Origin of the sequence: Devosia sp., assembly GCF_048261455.1 — a bacterium.
Taxonomy (GTDB): Bacteria; Pseudomonadota; Alphaproteobacteria; order Rhizobiales; family Devosiaceae; genus Devosia_A.
On record NZ_JBLXGA010000024.1, the window covers coordinates 1 to 19454 of the forward strand.

A 19454-nucleotide genomic window follows, 5' to 3' on the forward strand; every position below is an offset into this window, starting at 1 on the left:
ACCAACGAGATTCGCCTGATTTACAGGGGGGATGAATGGCCTTTCGGTGGAGCCGATGGTCGCCACAGCTTGCGCTGGTGCCGGCACTCATCATCACGCTCGTAGCCTTTATCGGCTCGATCGGGTGGACGATGTTCATGTCGCTCACCCGCTCCAAGCGCTTTCCCGAGTATTTCTTCGATCCGTCGGAATGGAGCCGCCAGTATGGGCGGCTGATGAAGGATGACGGCTGGGCGATTGCGCTGCAGAACATGCTCATTCTGGGCATCGGCAGCTTTCTGGCCATCGTTTTCGGCTTCGTGCTCGCGGCCATGATCGACCGCGAAAAGCGCGGCGAGGGCTTTTTCCGCACGATCTTTCTCTACCCGCTGGCGGTGTCGCTGATCGTGACCGGCGTCGCCTGGCGCTGGATGTTCAACCCGAGTTTTGGCGTCCAGGGGGCGCTGCATTCGATCGGGCTGACCTTCATCAATTTCGACTGGCTGTCGAACGCCGACACGGCGATGTACGGCATCATTCTCGCCACCGTCTGGCAGGGTGCCGGCTTCTACATGGCGCTGATGCTGTCGGGGCTGAAATCGATCAACACCGAGATCTGGAGCGCCGCCAAGCTGGATGGGGTCAGCTTCTGGCGGCTCTATATCGAGATCATCATTCCGATGATGAAGTTCACCTTTCTGACCTGCGCCATCCTGCTCTCGCTGGGCGTGGTGAAGGCCTATGACATCGTCGTGGCGATGACCAATGGCGGTCCAGGCCAGTCCACCTGGGTGCCCGCCTATTTCACCATCAACGCCTATTGGGTGAAGGCCAATCTCGGCTACGCCTCGGCCGCCGCCGTGGTGATGCTGGCGATCACCGGCCTGATCTTCCTGCCGCTGGTGCTGCTGACAGCCTGGCGCGAGCGGAGCCGGGAGGCACGCGTCTCATGAGCATGACCACTCAGACCGCAGACTCGACGGGCGAACGCGCGCCGCTTTACCCGCGCAAGCCGAAGGGCATCACGGGCCGGTCAATCGCGATCCTCGCGTTCCTGACGATCTGCGCGGCGTTCTTCTGCGTGCCGCTTTACATCATCATCACCACCTCGTTCAAAACCATGCCGCAGATCCGCGAAGGCGCGATCTTCTCGCTGCCGGCGCCCTTCACCTTCGATGCGTGGCTGAGCGCCTGGAACGACGCGTGCTCGGGCATTCGCTGCGACGGGCTGAAGGTCGGGTTCTGGAACTCGGTGGCGATCCTGTTTCCCAGCCTCGCGCTGTCGATCGCGCTGTCGTCGGTGACGGGCTATGCGCTGGCGCTGTGGAATGTGCGCTGGGCCGGGACCTTCCTGTTCATTCTGTTCATCTGCGCCTTTGTGCCGTTCCAGATCATCATGATCCCGCTGATCATCCTGAGCTCGGGGCTGAAGGTCTATGGCACGATCTGGGGCATCGCCATCGTTCATGCGGTGCTGTCGATGCCGTTCCTGACGCTGGTGTTCCGCAATTATTACAAGGGCATTCCGACCGAGATCATGAGCGCCGCGATGATGGACTCCGGGTCCTTCTGGCGGGTGTTCCTGGAGATCATCCTGCCGATGAGCGGCAACATCATGATCGTCGTGCTGATCCTGCAGATCACCTCGGTTTGGAACGACTTCTTGCTCGGGCTGACGTTCGGTGGACTGGGCACGCAGCCGATGAGCGTGGTGCTGGCCAATGTCGTGATCACCACCACGGGCGAGGCTGCATACAACGAGAATATGGCGGCGGCGCTTCTGACCGCGATCCCGCCGCTGCTCATCTATTTCGTGCTGGGAAAGTTCTTCGTGCAGGGCATCACCGCCGGCGCGATCAAGGGGTAAGATATGCCGCGCGTAGCATTCGAAGACATCATCAAGAGCTATGGACGGCTGACCGTCCTGAAACATCTCGACCTTGCCATCGACGACGGCGAATTCCTGGTGCTGCTGGGCCCATCCGGGTGCGGAAAGACCACGCTGCTCAACCTTTTGGCCGGTCTGCTCGATGTGACGGCGGGGCGGATCATGATCGGCGACCGCGATGTCACCGAGCTCGACCCCAAGGACCGGGGGCTGGCGATGGTGTTCCAGTCCTACGCGCTCTATCCGACCAAGACCGTGCGCGGCAATCTGAAGTTCGGGCTGGCGGCGCACAAGCTCGATGCGGCCGAGATCGACCAGCGCATCGCCTGGGCGGCGAAACTGCTGCAGATCGAGCCGCTGCTCGACCGCAAGCCGGCGCAGCTTTCGGGTGGCCAGCGGCAGCGCGTGGCGATTGGCCGGGCGCTGGTGAAAAAGGTCGGCGTGTTCCTGTTCGACGAGCCGCTGAGCAATCTCGACGCCAAGCTGCGCACCGAGATGCGGCTCGAGATCAAGCGGCTGCATGACGACCTGAAATCGACGATCGTTTACGTGACGCACGACCAGATCGAGGCCATGACCATGGCCACGCGGATTGCGGTGATGGACGCCGGGGTGATCCAGCAGTTCGGCACGCCGGACGAGATCTACTCGAGGCCCGCCAACCTGTTCGTCGCGGGTTTCATCGGCTCGCCGGCCATGAACCTGAGGCCCGCGACGCTGTCGGTGGCCGATGGCAAGGTGGCGGCGCAGGCCGCGGGTGTCGATCTCGACGTCAGCCAGTATGGCTTTGCCACCAAGCCGGTCGACGGCCAGAGCGTGGTGATCGGGCTGCGGCCGGAACACTTTGGCGAGCCGGATGCGGCGGTGGAGGTGCCGGCGGGCAAGTTCTCGCTGCCAGTGCAGTACAGCGAAAAGACCGGCAGCGACGCCACTGCCTATCTCAAGTTCGGCGACGGGCTGATCGCGACGCGCGTCAACCCCGAGCACATCGACCGCTACAAGCAGGGCGACACGGTCAGCATCTCGTTTCCGCAGGGCAAGCTGCACGTCTTCGACGCCGACAGCGGGCAACGGCTGTGACCGGAGCCGTGGCGGTGAGCCTGTGTGCCGCTGCCGCGCCCAAGGGTGGTTGTGAAGTTTATCGAATGCCGGAGGTCCGGCGAACCCTGCACCAAGACAGGGCCTGAAGCGACTGCTCGCCGGGTGGCGAGCCAATGGGAGAGAGAGAATGCGTAGAAAACTTCTGGCGACCGCAGCCGCGGCGCTGATGCTGAGTGCAGCTCCGGTCACATCCTTCGCCGAAGAGCTGATCGTTTATCATGGCTGGTCCTCGAACGCCGAGGTCGCGGCGCTGAACATCCTGCAGGACGCGCTCAACGAAAAGGGCCACACCTGGAAGGATCTGGCGATCCCGCACAATTCGGGCGTCAATGTTTCGCTGGTGAACATGGTGACGGGCGGCGAGCCGCCGAATGCCTTCGTCAACTCCGATCCCGGTGTCATCCGCGACATGGAGCAGCTCGGGCTGACCCGCGACCTGACCGAGTACTATGACGAGATCGGCGCGACCGAGAACTTCTTCCCCATCATCCGCGAGCTGTCGACGGTGGATGGCAAGATGCTCAAGGTGCCGCTGTTCATGCATATCGACGGCATGGTCTACTGGAACAAGGAAGTCGCCGCGGAAGCCGGTGTCGACCCGACCGCCTGGACCAGCGTCGACGACATGATCGCCGACTTCCCCAAGATCAAGGAAGCCGGTTTCGTGCCCGCCGCCGTCGGTGGACAGGCCTTCCAGGTGGGTTATCTGTTCCACGCCATGCTGGCCGCGACCGCCGGCCCGGAAATCTACAACCGGATGTATGGCGCCGAGGTCGACCCGACCGTGTTCGATACGCCGGAAGTGAAAAAGGCGATCGAGATCGTCCGGGTGTTCTCGGAAGAAGCAACGCCCGAGAGCGAGAACCGGCCGTGGAACGAGACCACCAATACGGTGATCTCGGGCAAGGCGCTGTTCCACATCATGGGCGACTGGATGAAGGGCGAATGGCTGGCGGCCGGCAAGGTGCCGGGCGTGGACTTCGGCTGTGAAGTGATCCCGGGCTCCAAGGCCGTTGCCGTGACCTCGGATGCCATGGGCATTCTAGGTGGGCAGCCGGCCGAAATCGATGCCGCCGAGCTCGACCTCGTCGCCGCCTTCGTCGACCCGGTGACGTCGGCCATGGCGAACCAGAAGAAGGGCTCGACCAGCCCGCGTGCCGACGCACCGACCGAATATCTCGACGAGTGCAACAAGGTTGCGATGGCCGCGCTGAGCGTGCCGGACGGACAGGTCGCCAACCCGTTCAACATCACCGACACCGACTGGCACAATGCCATCTGGACAGTGATGTACAATTTCTGGAGCGACGACAGCCAGACGACCGACGACGTCGTCGAAGCGCTGAAAGACAATTACGACCAGATCTTCAACTGATCATCGGGCCGGCGGGACCAGGGTTCCGCCGGTTCTTTCTCTCTGGCCGACGACTGGCCAAGCACATTCAGGCGACAGTTCTCATGACGAAAATCGAGTTCAATCGGCGCGGCCGGACCCTGTTGCCAGGTCAGGTCGCGCAACTCATCACCATCGACAGCGACGGGACCGGACGCACCGTGCTGTTCGAAACCGACTCGGTCATCGAGGCGCCCAACTGGACGCCGGATGGCCAGTCGCTGATCGTCAATGCCGGTGGGGAGCTGTGGCAGTTTCCGGCAGAGCCCGGTGGCGGCGACCCGCGGCGGATCGAGGTCGGGCCCGAGCGCGACTTCAACAATGACCATGTGCTGTCACCCGACGGCCAGACGATCTATGCCAGCGACAATGACGGCCATATCTATGCGGTGCCGATTGCCGGGGGCACGCCGCGGCGCGTTTCCAACGAACACGCGACGCCGCACCATTATTACCTGCATGGCATTTCGCCCGACGGATTGACGCTCTCCTATGTGGCGATCGAGAAGCCGGCCGGGGAGCGCCGGATCAACATGTTCACGATCCCCGCGGCCGGTGGGCCTGACACGCGGCTCAGCGATGTCGACTACCCCAATGACGGGCCGGAATATTCGCCGGACGGGCGGTGGATCTATTTCAGCTCGGAACGCGCCGCGAAGGTGCCGGGCCATGCCCAGTGCTTCCGGATGGCGACGGACGGCAGCGAAATCGAGCAGCTGACCTTCGACGACCGGGTCAACTGGTTCCCGCATGTGTCGCCGGACGGGCATGCGATCGTCTTCATCAGCTATCCGGCCGGGACCACCGGACACCCGCCGAACAAGGACGTGATCCTGCGCTTCATGCGGCCCGACGGCAGCGGCCAGCGCGACATTGTCTCGTTCTTCGGTGGTCAGGGCACGCTGAACGTCAACAGCTGGGCCCCCGACAGCCGTCGGTTTGCCTATGTCGCCTATCCGATGTCGGACCGCAGCGCGGACTGACCGCACCCTTGTTTGTGGAGATCACCATGCAAGCCTTTTCAAGCCTCGGGCATTTCAACCTCAAGGTGAACGACCTCGATGCCTCGATCAAATTCTACGGGGCGCTGGGGTTTCCGGAATTCCTGCGGCTCAACCAGAACGACGGCAGCCCCTGGATCGTCTATCTGCGGATCACCGACGAGCTCTATATCGAGCTCCTGCCGGGCGGCACGGGCGTCGCGGCCGACGAGCGGGCGACGGGGCTGAACCATCTTTGCCTGACGACGCCCGATATCGAGGCGACGGCGGCGCATCTCGAGGCTGTCGGCATTGCGCTGACCTCGCCGCTCAAGCCCGAGCATCGCGGGGTCGATGGCAATCGCGGCATGTGGATCACCGATCCCGACGGCAACCGGATCGAGATCATGGAAATGGCGTCGGACTGCATCCAGTATGAAGCCATCAAGGCGCTGAAGGCAACCGGACAGCCGACGGCGCTCACCCGCCCGCTGTAGCGGAGCCCCCTGCCCTGCGGGCTGCGCACAGTGGCGTGGCTTGAGTGCCGCGCATCCGATCAGAGCAGTGCTGTCGCGCGCTCAGCCAGAAGCTGGGCAGCCTGTTCGGCCTCGCGCTGCCGGGCGGACCAATCGTCCTGCCCACGACCCAGATAGGCGTCTCGCGCCTCGGCGAGGAGCGCGGCATGTTCGGCGGGAAGGCGGGCAATGGCCCAATGCGCTGCAGCGTCCTTTGAGGTGAATTTGCCCGTCGTCGCGGTGAACCACATGCGCGCCAGCGTCAGCAGGACATTGCGCTCGTCGCCGGCGAGCCCGTGCAGCAGTTCGGGCAGCGCGCCGAGGCTGGCGCGGCGGATATCCTCAGGCGACACGATGGGCAGGAGATCGGTCGGCGGAGGACCGAACAAGGCGACGGCGGTCTGCCGTGCCTGGGCGAGCAGAAGGGTAAAATCCGGATTGACCTCCGGCTCCGGCAGCGCGCCGGATTCGAACGCCGATCTCAGCCACTCGCCATAGACGAACTCGCCCCGGAGCGGATGGGTGAAGCTTGCGAGAGTTTCGGACAGAAAGACGGTCAGTTCCACGGGGCGCCGCCCCATAAAGTCGACGGGATAATGGCCCGATAGGCCGAGCAGTCCGCTCAGCAGGGTTTGCGTGGTCTCGGGTGTCAGCGGCGCATCGACAACGGCGATCAGGTCGACGTCGCTTCTGGGCTTCAGACCGCCATGGACGGCCGAACCGTAGAGATAGGCCGCCGCGAGATTTGTGCCGAGGGCGGAACGCAGCACCTCCATGGTGGCTTTGGCTTCGCCCGGGACGGTGACCTCGTGCGGCATAGGTGCGTGTGCCTTTGGCTGCAGGACCGGGCGCGACGCGCGGCGGCGACAGCCTATCACATGCGCGGCGTTACCGCTGTCCTCGCTGGCGATGGGGGTGCCTCAATGCCTCGATTGTGCACTTGCCGAATTGGCTTTCGGGCCCCACGTTGAGCCCGTGACGACAGGAGCCCGCCCGTGACCAACCCGTTTTTCTCCGACTGGACGACGCCCTACGAGACGCCGCCGTTCGAGCTGATCCGCACCGAGCATTTCAAGCCGGCGTTCGAGGAAGCGCTGGCGGCGCATCGCGCGGAGATTGCGGCCATCGGCGACGACCCGGCGGCACCGACATACGACAACACGATTGCCGCGCTGGAACGGTCGGGCGAATCGTTGCGGCGCGTCGACATGATCTTCGGGCAGTTGACCTCGGCCGCGACGAACGACGCCCTGCAAGCGGTCGAGCGCGACATTGCGGTGCTGGTGGCGCGGCACTGGAACGACGTCTTTCTCGACGCCAAGCTTTTCGCGCGGATCGACGCGCTTTATGCCCAGCGGGACACGCTGGGGCTCGACGCCGAGGCGTTGCGGGTGCTGGAGCGCTATCACCTCGATTTCGTGCGCTCCGGCGCGCGGCTGACGGCGGCGGAACGCGACCGTTTCGGCGCGATTGTCGAGCGGCTGGCGACGCTCGGCACGCAGTTCGGGCAGAATGTTCTGGCCGACGAGGAAGAGACGGTGTTCGCCTTTTCTGAAGCCGAGATGGCCGGGCTGCCGGATTTTGCGCGCGCCGCTGCGGCCGAGACGGCGCGCGATCGCAAGCTCAACGCGCCGTTCGGAGTGACGCCGTCGCGATCGAGCGTCGAGCCGGTGCTGCACTTTGCCGAGGACCGTGGCGTGCGCGAGAAGGTGTGGCGGGCCTTCGTCAAGCGTGGCGCGAATGGCAATGCCAACGACAATTCCGAGGTGATCGCCGAGATCGTCAAGCTGCGCGACGAGCAGGCGCAACTGCTCGGCTATGACAGCTATGCCGCCTACAAGTTGGCCGACACCATGGCCGGTACGCCGGAAGCGGCGCGCGGCCTTCTGGAGCAGGTCTGGGCCGGTGGCCGGGCGCGCGCCGAAGTGGACCGCGATGCGCTGCAGGACCTGGCGCGAGAAGAGGGGCAAACGGAGCTGCTGGAGGCCTGGGACTGGCGCTATTACGCCGAAAAGCTGCGGCTGGCCCGCTACGACTTCGACGAGAACGCGCTAAAACCCTACCTGCAGCTGGAAAAGGTGGTGGAAGCCGGGTTCTTCGTTGCGGAGAAGCTGTTCGGGCTGACATTCACGCCGCGCACCGACATCGCCGGCTATCATCCCGACGTCAAAGTCTGGGAGGTGTCGCGCGGCGGCAAGGTGATCGGGCTGTTCTATGGCGATTATTTCGCGCGGCCCGGCAAGCGCTCGGGGGCGTGGATGACCTCGTTCCGCAAGCAATCGAAGCTCGATGGCGAGCAGATCCCGCTCATCGTCAACACCTGCAATTTCTCGAAGCCACCGGAGGGCAAGCCCGCTTTGCTGTCGCTCGACGAGGCGCGCACGGTGTTTCACGAGATGGGACACGGGCTGCACGGGCTGTTGTCGGATGTCACCTATCCGCGCATTTCGGGCACCAGCGTGGTGCGCGATTTCGTCGAACTGCCGAGCCAGATTTACGAACACTGGCTGGAGCAGCCGCAGGTTCTGGAGCGGTTCACGCATCATGAGACCGGTGCGGCCATCCCGGATGAGCTGCTGGAGCGGATGCGGGCGGCGCGCACGGCCAACAGCGGGTTCGAGACCGTGGAGTTCGTCTCCTCGGCGATCCTCGACATGGATTACCATTCCGCGCCGATGGCGGGCTCGGTGGCCGAATTCGAGGCCTCGGTGCTCGCCGATATCGGCATGCCGCACGAGATTGCGCTGCGCCACGCGAGCACGCATTTCCTGCATCTGTTCGCCGGCGATGGCTATGCCGCAGGCTATTACAGCTATCTGTGGAGCGAGGTGCTGGACGCCGACGGGTTCGAGGCCTTTGTCGAGGCCGGCGACCCGTTCGACGCAGACACCGCCAAGCGCCTGTACGAGCATGTCTATTCGGCGGGCGGCAAACGCGATTTCGCCGAGGCCTATCGGGCCTTCCGCGGCCGCGACCCGGATGTCACGGCGCTGCTGAAGGGACGCGGGCTGATCACCGAGGATGCCGACGCTGCCTGAGGTCAGAGCGCGAAGGGCTTGAAGTGCTTTGAGAGCTTGAGCGTCTGGGCCTGATAGTTCGAGCCGAGCCCGGCGCCGTAGAGGCGGTCGGGTTCTTCCGACAGGCGCTCGTAGATCAGCCGGCCGATGGTCTGGCCGTGGCCGAGGAGGAAGGGCACCTCGCGGCTGCGCACTTCGAGCACGGCGCGCGAGCCCGTGCCGCCGGCGGCGGAATGGCCGAAGCCGGGGTCGAAAAAGCCGGCATAGTGTACGCGGAACTCGCCCACGAGCGGATCGAAGGGCACCATTTCGGCGGCGTAGGCGGGCGGAACGTGGACGCTCTCGCGGCTGACGAGGATGTAGAACTCGTCGGGGTCGAGGATGAACTGGTCCGAGCCGCGATTGACCAGCGGCTCCCAGTAATCGAGGACATCGAGCGTATCCTTGATGTCCATGTCGATGACCGGCGTGTGGCGGCGCGAGCGGAAGCCGATGAGACCGCCGCGGCCTTCGCCCTTGAGGTCGATCGACAGCAGGACGCCCTCGCCCACTTCGGCATTGTTGTCGAAGACCAGGGTTTCGACATTGTGCAGCGTGCGGTGCTCGGCGGTGGTCAGGCGGGAGTCGCCGATGCGGAAGCGCATCTGGCTGAGCCGCGAGCCGGTGCGGACGCGCACAGGGAAGGTGCGCGGGCTGATTTCGAGATAGAGCGGGCCCTCATAGCCATCGGGCACGACATCGAAGCCACGGGCGCGATCGGCGATGACGCGGGTGAAGACATCGAGCCGGCCGGTCGAGCTCTTGGGATTGGCGCTGGCGCTGACGCGCTCGGGCAGATTCAGGGATTCCTGCAAGGGCACGAGATAGACGCCGCCGCGTTCGAGCACCGCGCCCTGGGTCAGGTCGAGCTGGTGCAGTTGCAGCGCATCGATGCGATCGGAGACCTTGTGGTCCGGGCCCGGGAGGAAGCTGGCGCGCACGCGATAGGCGATGTCGCCAAGGCGCAGATCGAGGCTGGCCGGTTGCACCTGATCCTCATCGAACGGGCGATCGGCAATGATGGCGTTCCGCGCCGCCAGTTTCTCAATCTGGCGCGCCGAGAAAACGCCCTTGTTCCACAACTCGTCCATCGATACCTGCCCCTGATCGTCCTTTCCCGTAGCAACCCCTGCGATTGACGCCAAGCGGCAATGGGCTCTATATGCCCAGATGCTGCGCACTGAATGCATTTGTGCCGCATGGTGGTGATTTGGCCGGTCTGATTGCAGCCACCTAAAATAAATCGCTAAAGGGACCCTTGGAGCCGGCCGCAGGATGCGCGCCGGCTTTGTTGTTTTTCAGGATGGTCGTCATGTCGAAAGCCAAGAACCCTCTCAGTGATCCGAAAAAGCGGGCGGCTGCGACCATGCTGGTGCATGGCGGCACGCGGCGCAGCCAGTTCAACGAGACGTCCGAAGCGATCTTCATGACGTCGGGGTACAGCTACCCGGACTCGGCGCATGCCGAAGCGCTGTTCAAGGGCGAGATCGCCGGACACAACTATTCGCGCTTCGCCAACCCGACGATCGACATGTTCCAGGACCGCATTGCGCTGCTGGAAGGCGCCGAAGCGGCGCGCGGCTTGGCGACGGGCATGGCGGCGGTGACCTGCGCGGTGCAAAGCCAGGTGCGGGCCGGCGACCATATCGTTGCGAGCCGCGCGCTGTTCGGCGGCTGCCGGTTCGTGGTCGAGGATTTCATGCCGCGCTGGGGCGTGAGCTCGACGCTGGTCGACGGGCGCGACCCGCAGAATTTCGAAGCGGCGATGCAGCCAAATACCAAGCTGGTGTTCATCGAAACGCCGACGAACCCGACGCTGGAGCTGGTGGATATCGCTGCAGTGGCCGAGATCGCGCATGCGCATGGCGCCAAGCTGATCGTCGACAACGTGTTCGCGACTGCGCTGTACCAGAGCCCACTGAAGCTGGGGGCCGATCTCGTCACCTATTCGACGACCAAGCATATCGATGGTCAGGGCCGTGCGCTGGGCGGCGCGATCCTGGGCTCGAAAGAGCTGATCACCGGCGACATCCATACGTTCATCCGGCAGACCGGTCCGTCGATGAGCCCGTTCAATGCCTGGGTGATGCTGAAGGGCCTCGAAACGCTGCCGCTGCGGGTCAAGCAGATGACCGAGAACGCGACGCGGCTGGCGGATTTTCTGGCCGGCCATCCCAAGGTGAAGCGGGTGATCTACCCGCATCATCCCTCGCATCCGCAGTATGAACTGGCGAAGCGTCAGATGAAGGCGGGATCGACGCTGGTGGCTTTCGAGGTCGCCGGGCAGGACGAGGCGTTCCGGCTGGCGGATTCGCTCGCGCTGGTGCTGATCTCCAATAATCTGGGCGACGCGAAATCGATCATTACGCATCCGAGGACGACGACGCATCAGCGGTTGACCGAAGAGGTGCGACAGGAAAGCGGCATCACGCCGGGGCTGTTGCGGATCTCGGTGGGGCTGGAGGATGCCGACGATCTGATCGCCGATCTGGAGTACGGCCTGGCGCAGATGTAAGGCGCCGCCTCTTCGGAAGCGGTGTTGCATCTACTGCGCTAGGCGGGCTGCAGCAGGGTTTCGCGTGCTGTGACGAGGGCGGCTTCGATCAGGCCGGCCCAGCGGGCGATCTGGTCGTGTTCCAGGATTTCGTCGTTGCGGATCTCGAGCATGATCGAGTCTAGGCCGCGGCCGTCGCCGTGATGTTCGAGCGTGTAGGTTACGCCGCTGCGGCCCGAATAGGGTTCGTTCCAGCCGATGTTGAGGCTGGGATCGGCGGCGGCGAGGGCATCGCGGAAGGCTGCGGTGAAGCGCGGGTTTTCGCCGTGAATCAGGCCGATGGGCCAGGGGCGCGGCTTTTCCTTGAACACCGGGGTAAAGGAGTGGACCGTGACCAGAATGGTCGGCTCGCCCCTCGACCTGCGGGCCTCCAGAAGGCCGTCCAGCGCCTGGTGAAAGGGCTCGTGGTAGGCGGTGATACGGTGCTGCCGTTCGGCGTCGGTGATCGCGGCGTTGCCGGGGATCTCGGTGCGCTCGCTGAGCACCGGGATCAGATCGTGCGCGGCGGCATCGCGATTGCAGTCGACGACGAGGCGGCTGACGGTGGAAGCGACGAGCGGCGCGTCCAACGCCTCGGAGAGGCGCAGGGATACGGCAAAGGCGCCCGGGTCCCAGGCGATATGCATGAGACGCTGCCGCTCGGAGAGGCCAAGCCCCGCATAGCGGGCGGGCACGCGATTGCTGGCATGGTCGCAGGCCAGGACGAAGGGCGAGCGCCCACCGGCATTGATGGTCTGCACAGGCGCTATGCTACCCGCTTGTCCGGTCAATTCGTTCCGCCCATCGCTCGTGCCCCGAACACCGCGACGGTGCAGCCGGGGCGATAAGATCCCGAGTGCATTTGCGGCATGTTCGTTGCCGGGGTCAACCGAGCGCTACTTGTCGCCCTCACGCGCGAGGTAGCTCGCCGGATCGACCGCGATATTGAGATCGACCTCGCCGATCTGGCTTTCGTCCTTGCCCTCATAGTCGATGGCGTGGAGCACCGAGCGGATGATGGCGAGGCGGCCGCGCTTCTTGTCGTTGTTGTAGATTATGCGCCAGGGGGCCTGCGGCGTGTGGGTCGCCTTCAGCATCTCGTCGCGCGCCTCGGAATAGTCGTCGTAACGCTTGAGCGCCTCGAGGTCGATCGGCGACAGCTTCCAGTCCTTGAGCGGATTGTGACGCCGGTCGTGGAAGCGCTTGAGCTGCATCTCGCGGCCGATGGTGAGCCAGAACTTGAACAGGTGAATGCCGTCGTCGATCAGCATCTGTTCGAATTTCGGCGTGGCCTTGAGGAACTGCTCGACCTCTGCGGGCGTGGCGAAGCCCATGACGCGCTCGACGCCGGCGCGGTTGTACCAGGAGCGGTCGAACAGTACCTGCTCGCCGGCAGCCGGCAGGTGATCGACATAGCGCTGGAAATACCACTGGGTGCGTTCGCGATCGTTCGGCTTGGGGAGCGCGACGCTCGAATTGTAGCGGGGGTTCAGATAGTCGAGATAGGTGCCGATGGAGCCGCCCTTGCCGGCGGCGTCGCGGCCTTCGAAGACGATGACGACGCGCCGGCCGGTCTTGGCCTGATCGTGCTGCAGTTTGGCCAGCTGCAAATGCACCTCGTGCATCTGCTCTTCGTAATGCTTGCGCTTCAGCTTTTCGTCGTAGGGGTAACCGCCAGAGGCCAGCGCCTTGTGTTTTATCGACTTCGGCAGTTTGGGGTCGTCGATGTCGAAACCCGTGATCGGGTCAACCATTGCAGCACTCCAACGTCATGACAGTGTCACGACCGTGCTATGGAAAGCCTGCGCTGGCAAGGCATGGCGAATCGGATGGCTGATGAAACCCGACAGGACGGTGACGTAGCGGACTTCGGCAAGACCGTGCGCGACCGGCTGTATGGCCGCCTGCTGCTGATCGTCGGGATCGGCATCCTGTTGCTGGGCGTCGTCGGCTTCAACGGCCTTGCGATCGAAATCGCCATGTTGATCACCGCGGGAGCCGTGGTGCTGGCGGCGCTAGTGCCGGAAACCGGTGCGCCACCCGAAACGGCCGGTCCGAGCAGCGCCAAGGTCGATGCGGCCTTTGCCGATGCACTGCGGCTGTTCGCCGATGCCATGCCGGACCCGTGCATTCTGATCGACCGGCGCAGCGTGATCGTTCACTGCAACCCACCGGTCGCCGAGCATTTCCCCGGTGCGGTGACGGGCAACCCGATTTCCTACACGCTGCGTTACCCCGCGATGCTGAGCGCCATCGAGAAGGTGCGCAGCACCGGCAGGCCGGAGACCATCGAGCTGCAGCGCTCGACGCCGACGCAGACGTGGTACCGTGCGGTGATCTCGCCGCTCGAGCACGGGATGCTGGCTGACGATACGCTGGTTATCACGCTTTACAGCCTGACCGAGGCGCGGCGGCTCGAGTCCCTGCGCTCGGACTTTATCGCCAATGCGAGCCATGAATTGCGCACCCCCCTCACCTCGCTGGCGGGGTTCATCGACACGCTGCTGGGACCGGCTGCCAATGACAAGGCGGCACGGGAGCGCTTTCTGGGCCTGATGCGCAACCAGGCGACGCGCATGGCGAAACTGATCGAGGATCTGCTGTCGCTGAGCCGGATCGAGATGCGCCAGCACATGCGCCCGACCGCCGACGTCGAGATCGTCGGGGTGCTGCGCGAGGTCTCCGAAGGCCTGCGCCAGATGGCGGAGGATGCCGGGCTGCGGCTGGTGCTCGAACTGCCCGAAGCGCCGCTGATCGTCACCGGAGACCGGGACGAGCTGTATGAGGTGTTCGAGAACCTGATCGAGAACGCCATCAAGTACGGCACCGATGGCGAACAGATCGAAGTCACGGTGACGCCGGTGATGGGGCGGCAAGGGTTTGTGGCGCAAGTCAGCGTGACCGACCATGGGGCAGGCGTGGCGCCGGAGCATGTGCCGCGGCTGACCGAGCGCTTCTATCGCGTGGACGCAGAATCCTCGCGCAAGAAGAAGGGCACGGGGCTGGGCCTCGCCATCGTCAAGCACATCGTCAACCGGCATCAGGGCCAGTTGGCCATCCGCAGCGCCCCCGGCGAGGGGACTCGCGTGGAAATCCTGCTGAAGCGATAAACCTGTATGACGCTGCGGGTCGCAGCACCAGGTTGTTATACGTTTTTCGTATACTTTCCAAACACTTGCACTGTCATAAAACAGTCGTGCAGCTGTCATAAAACCATCAGCACACGCCCAATAGGTTCCCCCTCGTCACTGGCGGCCGGCACAACACCCGGCGCCAACGCGTGGGCCAAAAGCGCCCGCAAATATCGCTCCGAAAGGGAAGCTTCATGAAAATCGCTCTTTACGCCGGCGTTGCCGCCGTTGCCCTGACTGCTGGCGTTGCTGCCGCTCAGGCCCGCGACACCATCCAGATCGCTGGTTCGTCCACCGTCCTGCCCTTCGCCTCGATCGTTGCCGAGGAATTCGGCGCGGCGTTCCCCGAGTTCAACACGCCGGTCGTCGGCTCCGGCGGCACCGGTGGCGGCCTGAAGCAGTTCTGCGAAGGCGTCGGCGAGAACACCATCGACATCGCCAATGCATCGCGCGCCATCAAGGACAGCGAGCGCGAGGCCTGCACTGCAGCCGGCGTGACCGACATCCGCGAGATCCAGTTCGGCTTTGACGGCATCGTGTTCGCCACCTCGGTCGACAACGACGCTTTCGCGCTGACCCCCGAGTTCGTTTACAAGGCGATTGCCGCCCAGGTGCCGGTTGACGGCGAGCTGACCGACAACCCCTACACCAACTGGAGCGAGATCGACGCGTCGCTGCCGGATCAGGCGATCCGCCTGGCGATCCCCGCCTCGAACCACGGCACCCGTGAAGTGTTTGAGGAGAAGGTCGTTCTGCCGGGTTGTGAAACCGCCGGCGTGACCGACGAGGACTCCTGCCTGGTGCTGCGCCAGGACGTGGTCGTCGAGATCTCGGGTGACTACACCGAGACCCTGGCCCGCCTGCAGTCCAACCCCGAGACCGTCGGCGTGTTCGGCCTGAGCTTTTACGACCAGAACAGGGACACGCTGGAAGTCGCGACCATGGACGGCGTGACCCCGAGCCTCGATACCGTCGCCTCCGGCGAGTATCCGGTCTCGCGTCCGCTGTTCTTTTACGTGAAGGGCCAGCACATCGGTGTGATCCCGGGCATCGAAGAGTACGTCCAGTTCTTCCTGTCCGAGGGCATTTCGGGTCTGGGCGGCACGCTGGAAGGCTCCGGCCTGATCCCGCAGCCGGCCGACAAGACTGCCGAGGTTCTCGCTGCCTTCGAAGCAGGCGCGATGTAATCGACGACGACCGGGGCCATCCGCGCGGGTGGCCCCACCCCATTTCTGAGTATGGCTTGGGAAGGCGACGGCTTTGAACTCCTATATCTTCGCGGCAGTCCTGCTCGCGCTTCTCGCCATCGCCTACCAGGTCGGCTGGTCCCGCAGCCGTCAGCTTGCCACCGCCGGTGGCACCAAACTGCATTCGCGCAGCCAGTATCATGGCGCGCTGGCCGCCATCTGGGCGCTTGCCCCAGCCCTTGTGATCCTGGGCCTGTGGGCGCTGCTCGGTGACACCGTCAATTCCAGCTATATCCACAGTTTGCTGCCGCAGGACATCATGGCCGAGGGCGGCCCGGCGGTGACCGAAGCGAGCCAGCGGCTGCGCTCCATCGCCTCGGGCTTCGGCGTGGCCGGCGAACTGCGCCCCTATGAGGCGGAGGCCGCCGACGCCTTGCGCCAGTTCCAGTTCATCGTGCTGCTGGTGGTGATCGGCGCGGCAGCGGCGACCGGTATCGGCGCGCTGCTCTATGCGCGCAAGCGGATCAACCCGCGGCTTCGGGCCCGCAACGAAGTCGAACGGGTGATCGGGCTGCTGCTCCTCGCCAGCTCGGCGGTGGCGATCCTGACGACACTGGGTATCGTCGCGTCACTGCTGACCGAAGCGCTGCGCTTTTTCACCTATGTGAGCCCGATCGACTTCTTCTTCGGTACGGTGTGGAACCCGATTTTCTCGACGGAAGGCGGGCGCGGCGAGTATGGCCTGCTGCCGCTGTTGTGGGGCACGATCATGGTGAGCGTGATCGCCATGCTGGTCGCCGTGCCGGTCGGGCTGATGACGGCGATCTATCTCAATCAATATGCGCCGCGCCGCGTGCGTGCCGTGGTGAAGCCGGTGATCGAGATCCTCGCCGGCATTCCGACGATTGTTTACGGCTTTTTCGCGCTGGTCACCGTCGGGCCGTTCCTCGCCAACAGCGGCGATGCGGTGGGCCTCAACGTATCGGCCACCAGCGCGCTGACGGCGGGCAGCGTGATGGGGATCATGATCATCCCCTTCATCTCCTCGCTCAGCGACGACATTCTCAATCAGGTGCCGCGCGCCATGCGCGACGGCTCGTACGGGCTCGGCGCCACGCAATCGGAAACGATCATCCGCGTGCTGCTACCGGCCGCGTTGCCCGGTATCGTCGGCGCGTTCCTCCTGGCGATCAGCCGCGCCATCGGCGAGACGATGATCGTGGTGCTGGCCGCGGGCAACAGCCCGGTGCTGCGCGCCAATCCGTTCGAGCCGATCTCGACGGTCACCGTGTCGATCGTCAACCAGCTGACTGGTGATACCGATTTTGCGGGCCCGCAGTCGCTGGTGGCCTTTGCGCTCGGCCTGACGCTGTTCGTCATTACGCTGGGGCTCAATGTCGCCGCCCTTTATATCGTCCGCCGCTTCCGGGAGCAGTACGAGTGAGCACCGAAACCGCCGCTTCCAGCATCACATCGGAACCCGCAGCTGCGCGCCGCAAGCGCGTGCAGGCCGGACTGGGCCGCCGCCATCGCAACGAGATGATCTTCCGCGGGCTCGGGATCGCGGCCATCGTCCTCGCGCTGGGCTTTGTCGCGGTGCTGTTCACCACCATTCTGAGCAAGGGCCTGCCGGCGTTTACGCAGGCGACGATGCATCTCGACGTCACCTATGACCCGGCGCTGATCAAGCTCGACCCCAAGCCAATCCAGCAACAAGGTCAGTCGGACGCCGACTTCCGTGGCGAGTCGCTGCGCTGGCAGCGGACCGTCGCCATGCTGAACTGGAACAAGATCACCGAGGCGGCCGTGCGCGACGCCCTGCCCCCGGGCTTCGAGATCGACACGCGCTCGGTCCTGTCGCTGGTCTCGACCAGTGAGCGCCTGAAACTGCGTGACCGGTTCGTCGAGGATCCCAACCTGCTGGGGCAGACCGTCAGCGTAAACCTGCTGGCCTCGGCGGACGCGGACAACTGGCTCAAGGGGACGATCGACCGGTCCCTGCCCGACAACCGCCAGCAGCTTTCGGCGCCGGCGCGTGAAGCAGCGGACCTGCTGCGCGAAGAGGGCGTCATCACCTTCGATTTCGCCTGGACGATCTTCACCAATGTGGACAGCCGCGCGGCACCGGCCTCGGCGGGTCTCGCCGGTGCGTTCATGGGGTCGCTGTACATGATGCTGATCGTCATCGTGCTGGCGGTGCCGATCGGGGTGGCGAGCGCCATCTATCTCGAGGAATTCGCGCCGAAGTCGCGGATCACAGACCTCATCGAAGTGAACATCAACAACCTGGCGGCCGTGCCCTCGATCGTCTTCGGTCTGCTCGGCGCCGCGGTGTTCATCAACTATTTCCACCTGCCGCTGTCGGCGCCGCTGGTGGGTGGCCTGGTGCTGACGCTGATGACGCTGCCGACGATCATCATCGCCACCCGTGGCGCGCTGCGCGGCGTGCCGCCGTCGCTGCGCCAGGCGGCGCTGGGGCTGGGTGCATCGAAGACGCAGACGGTGTTCCACCACATCCTGCCGGTGACCTTCCCCTCGATCCTGACCGCGACGATCATCGGCGTGGCGCAGGCGCTGGGCGAGACGGCACCGCTGCTGCTGATCGGCATGAACGCCTTTGTCGCCAATATCCCGGCCAGCCCGATGGATCAGGCGACGGCGCTGCCGGTGCAGGTCTTCCTGTGGCAGGGCAACGAGAACCGGAATTTCTTCGAGGCGCGGACGTCCGCCGCGATCATCGTGCTGCTGGGGCTGATGATCATGCTGAACGCCATCGCCATTTTCCTCAGGTCGCGCCTTGAGCGCCGGGCCTGACAGGTCATAGTGCGGAGAACGCAAATGGATATGATGGCAGGCAAAGTTAAGATGACCCAGGCTCCCGAAGTGGCAGCGACTGCCGACGACGCGACGAACCATCCGATCCGCGTGCAGACCAAGGACGTCACGGTGCACTACGGCGCCAAGCAGGCGCTGTTCGGTGTGTCGATCGATATCCCCGACCGCGCGGTGACGGCGTTCATCGGCCCGTCGGGCTGCGGCAAGTCGACCTTCCTGCGGTGCATCAACCGCATGAACGACACGATCGAGGGCTGCCGGGTCGGCGGCAATATCACGCTGGACGGGGACGATATCTACAACCCGGCGCTCGACGTGGTGGAACTGCGCGCGCGGATCGGCATGGTCTTTCAAAAGCCCAACCCGTTCCCCAAGTCGATCTTCGAGAACGTGGCCTATGGCCCGCGGATTCACGGCATTGCCAAGTCGAAGACCGATATCGAAGAGATCGTCGTCTCGTCGCTGCGGCGGGCCGGGCTGTTCGACGAGGTCAAGGATCGTCTGCACGAGCCGGGTACGGGGCTTTCGGGTGGCCAGCAGCAGCGGTTGTGCATCGCGCGCGCCATGGCCGTTGGGCCCGAAGTGATCCTGATGGACGAGCCCTGCTCGGCGCTCGATCCGATCGCGACTGCGATCATCGAGGAGCTGATCGATGAATTGCGGGCGAACTACACGATCGTCATCGTCACCCATTCGATGCAGCAGGCGGCCCGCGTGAGCCAGAAGACGGCGTTCTTCCACCTCGGCAATCTGATCGAGGTCGGCAAGACCGAGGACATCTTCACCAACCCCGCGCACAAGCAGACGCAGGACTACATCACCGGCCGCATCGGCTGACGGACCCCGAGGAGGCCGT

The 19454-nt window shown here is 64.4% G+C and carries 17 protein-coding genes and 1 riboswitch; of the genes, 13 read left to right on the forward strand and 4 right to left on the reverse strand.

Going from position 1 to position 19454, the window contains the following annotated elements; translation table 11 throughout:
* The first annotated feature begins 35 nt into the window (after positions 1-35).
* From ACN0TK_RS17115 to ACN0TK_RS17140, 6 genes are all read left to right on the forward strand, one after another.
* Positions 36-932: a carbohydrate ABC transporter permease gene (locus ACN0TK_RS17115; protein ID WP_417310749.1), complete on the forward strand. Its 897-nt coding sequence runs from the start codon at positions 36-38 to the stop codon at positions 930-932.
* The gene (locus ACN0TK_RS17120; RefSeq protein WP_417310750.1) at positions 929-1846 is read left to right on the forward strand and encodes a carbohydrate ABC transporter permease; all 918 of its coding nucleotides are present in this window, start codon (positions 929-931) and stop codon (positions 1844-1846) included. Before ACN0TK_RS17115 ends, ACN0TK_RS17120 begins: the two co-directional genes overlap by 4 nt.
* A gap of 3 nt (positions 1847-1849) precedes the next feature.
* On the forward strand, positions 1850-2947 hold the full coding sequence (locus tag ACN0TK_RS17125) for an ABC transporter ATP-binding protein (RefSeq protein WP_417310751.1): 1098 nt from the start codon (positions 1850-1852) through the stop codon (positions 2945-2947).
* Positions 2948-3095: 148 nt separating this feature from the next.
* On the forward strand, positions 3096-4343 hold the full coding sequence (locus ACN0TK_RS17130) for an ABC transporter substrate-binding protein (protein ID WP_417310752.1): 1248 nt from the start codon (positions 3096-3098) through the stop codon (positions 4341-4343).
* 83 nt (positions 4344-4426) lie between these two features.
* Positions 4427-5344 (forward strand): TolB family protein, encoded by a 918-nt coding sequence (locus ACN0TK_RS17135; RefSeq protein ID WP_417310753.1) that lies wholly within the window; start codon positions 4427-4429, stop codon positions 5342-5344.
* Positions 5345-5370: 26 nt separating this feature from the next.
* Positions 5371-5838: a VOC family protein gene (locus ACN0TK_RS17140; RefSeq protein ID WP_417310754.1), complete on the forward strand. Its 468-nt coding sequence runs from the start codon at positions 5371-5373 to the stop codon at positions 5836-5838.
* Between the two features lie 59 nt (positions 5839-5897).
* On the opposite strand, the gene ACN0TK_RS17145 is transcribed toward ACN0TK_RS17140, so the two are convergent.
* Positions 5898-6674, reverse strand: coding sequence for an aminoglycoside adenylyltransferase family protein (locus tag ACN0TK_RS17145; RefSeq protein WP_417310755.1), 777 nt, complete (start codon positions 6672-6674; stop codon positions 5898-5900).
* Between the two features lie 177 nt (positions 6675-6851).
* On the opposite strand from ACN0TK_RS17145, the gene ACN0TK_RS17150 reads away from it, so the two are divergent.
* The gene (locus ACN0TK_RS17150) at positions 6852-8894 is read left to right on the forward strand and encodes a M3 family metallopeptidase (protein WP_417310756.1); all 2043 of its coding nucleotides are present in this window, start codon (positions 6852-6854) and stop codon (positions 8892-8894) included.
* A gap of 2 nt (positions 8895-8896) precedes the next feature.
* Here the strand turns inward: ACN0TK_RS17150 and ACN0TK_RS17155 are convergent, their stop codons facing one another.
* Positions 8897-10003: a 2'-deoxycytidine 5'-triphosphate deaminase gene (locus ACN0TK_RS17155; RefSeq protein WP_417310757.1), complete on the reverse strand. Its 1107-nt coding sequence runs from the start codon at positions 10001-10003 to the stop codon at positions 8897-8899.
* Between the two features lie 101 nt (positions 10004-10104).
* A riboswitch (SAM riboswitch) is annotated at positions 10105-10183 on the forward strand.
* A 41-nt stretch (positions 10184-10224) separates the two neighbouring features.
* Here ACN0TK_RS17155 and metZ point away from each other — a divergent pair.
* On the forward strand, positions 10225-11427 hold the full coding sequence (metZ, locus tag ACN0TK_RS17160) for an O-succinylhomoserine sulfhydrylase (protein ID WP_417310758.1): 1203 nt from the start codon (positions 10225-10227) through the stop codon (positions 11425-11427).
* 38 nt (positions 11428-11465) lie between these two features.
* Here the strand turns inward: metZ and ACN0TK_RS17165 are convergent, their stop codons facing one another.
* Both ACN0TK_RS17165 and ppk2 read right to left on the reverse strand, forming a co-directional pair.
* Entirely contained in the window at positions 11466-12206 is a 741-nt protein-coding gene (locus ACN0TK_RS17165) for an N-formylglutamate amidohydrolase (RefSeq protein ID WP_417310759.1), read from the reverse strand.
* A gap of 135 nt (positions 12207-12341) precedes the next feature.
* A complete protein-coding gene (ppk2, locus tag ACN0TK_RS17170) occupies positions 12342-13199 on the reverse strand; it encodes a polyphosphate kinase 2 (protein ID WP_417310760.1) in 858 nt (285 codons plus the stop codon).
* A gap of 75 nt (positions 13200-13274) precedes the next feature.
* On the opposite strand from ppk2, the gene ACN0TK_RS17175 reads away from it, so the two are divergent.
* The 5 genes from ACN0TK_RS17175 to pstB all read left to right on the forward strand — a co-directional run bounded on the left by ACN0TK_RS17175 (position 13275) and on the right by pstB (position 19435).
* Positions 13275-14555, forward strand: a complete 1281-nt coding sequence (locus tag ACN0TK_RS17175; RefSeq protein ID WP_417310761.1) for an ATP-binding protein — start codon at positions 13275-13277, stop codon at positions 14553-14555.
* 215 nt (positions 14556-14770) lie between these two features.
* Complete coding sequence (locus ACN0TK_RS17180) at positions 14771-15763, forward strand: substrate-binding domain-containing protein (protein WP_417310762.1); 993 nt, start codon at positions 14771-14773, stop codon at positions 15761-15763.
* 73 nt (positions 15764-15836) lie between these two features.
* Positions 15837-17207: a phosphate ABC transporter permease subunit PstC gene (gene pstC, locus ACN0TK_RS17185; protein ID WP_417310763.1), complete on the forward strand. Its 1371-nt coding sequence runs from the start codon at positions 15837-15839 to the stop codon at positions 17205-17207.
* Complete coding sequence (gene pstA, locus ACN0TK_RS17190) at positions 17204-18577, forward strand: phosphate ABC transporter permease PstA (protein ID WP_417310764.1); 1374 nt, start codon at positions 17204-17206, stop codon at positions 18575-18577. The genes pstC and pstA overlap by 4 nt, the downstream gene beginning before the upstream one ends.
* A gap of 30 nt (positions 18578-18607) precedes the next feature.
* Positions 18608-19435, forward strand: a complete 828-nt coding sequence (gene pstB, locus ACN0TK_RS17195) for a phosphate ABC transporter ATP-binding protein PstB (protein ID WP_417310780.1) — start codon at positions 18608-18610, stop codon at positions 19433-19435.
* Positions 19436-19454 lie beyond the last annotated feature (19 nt).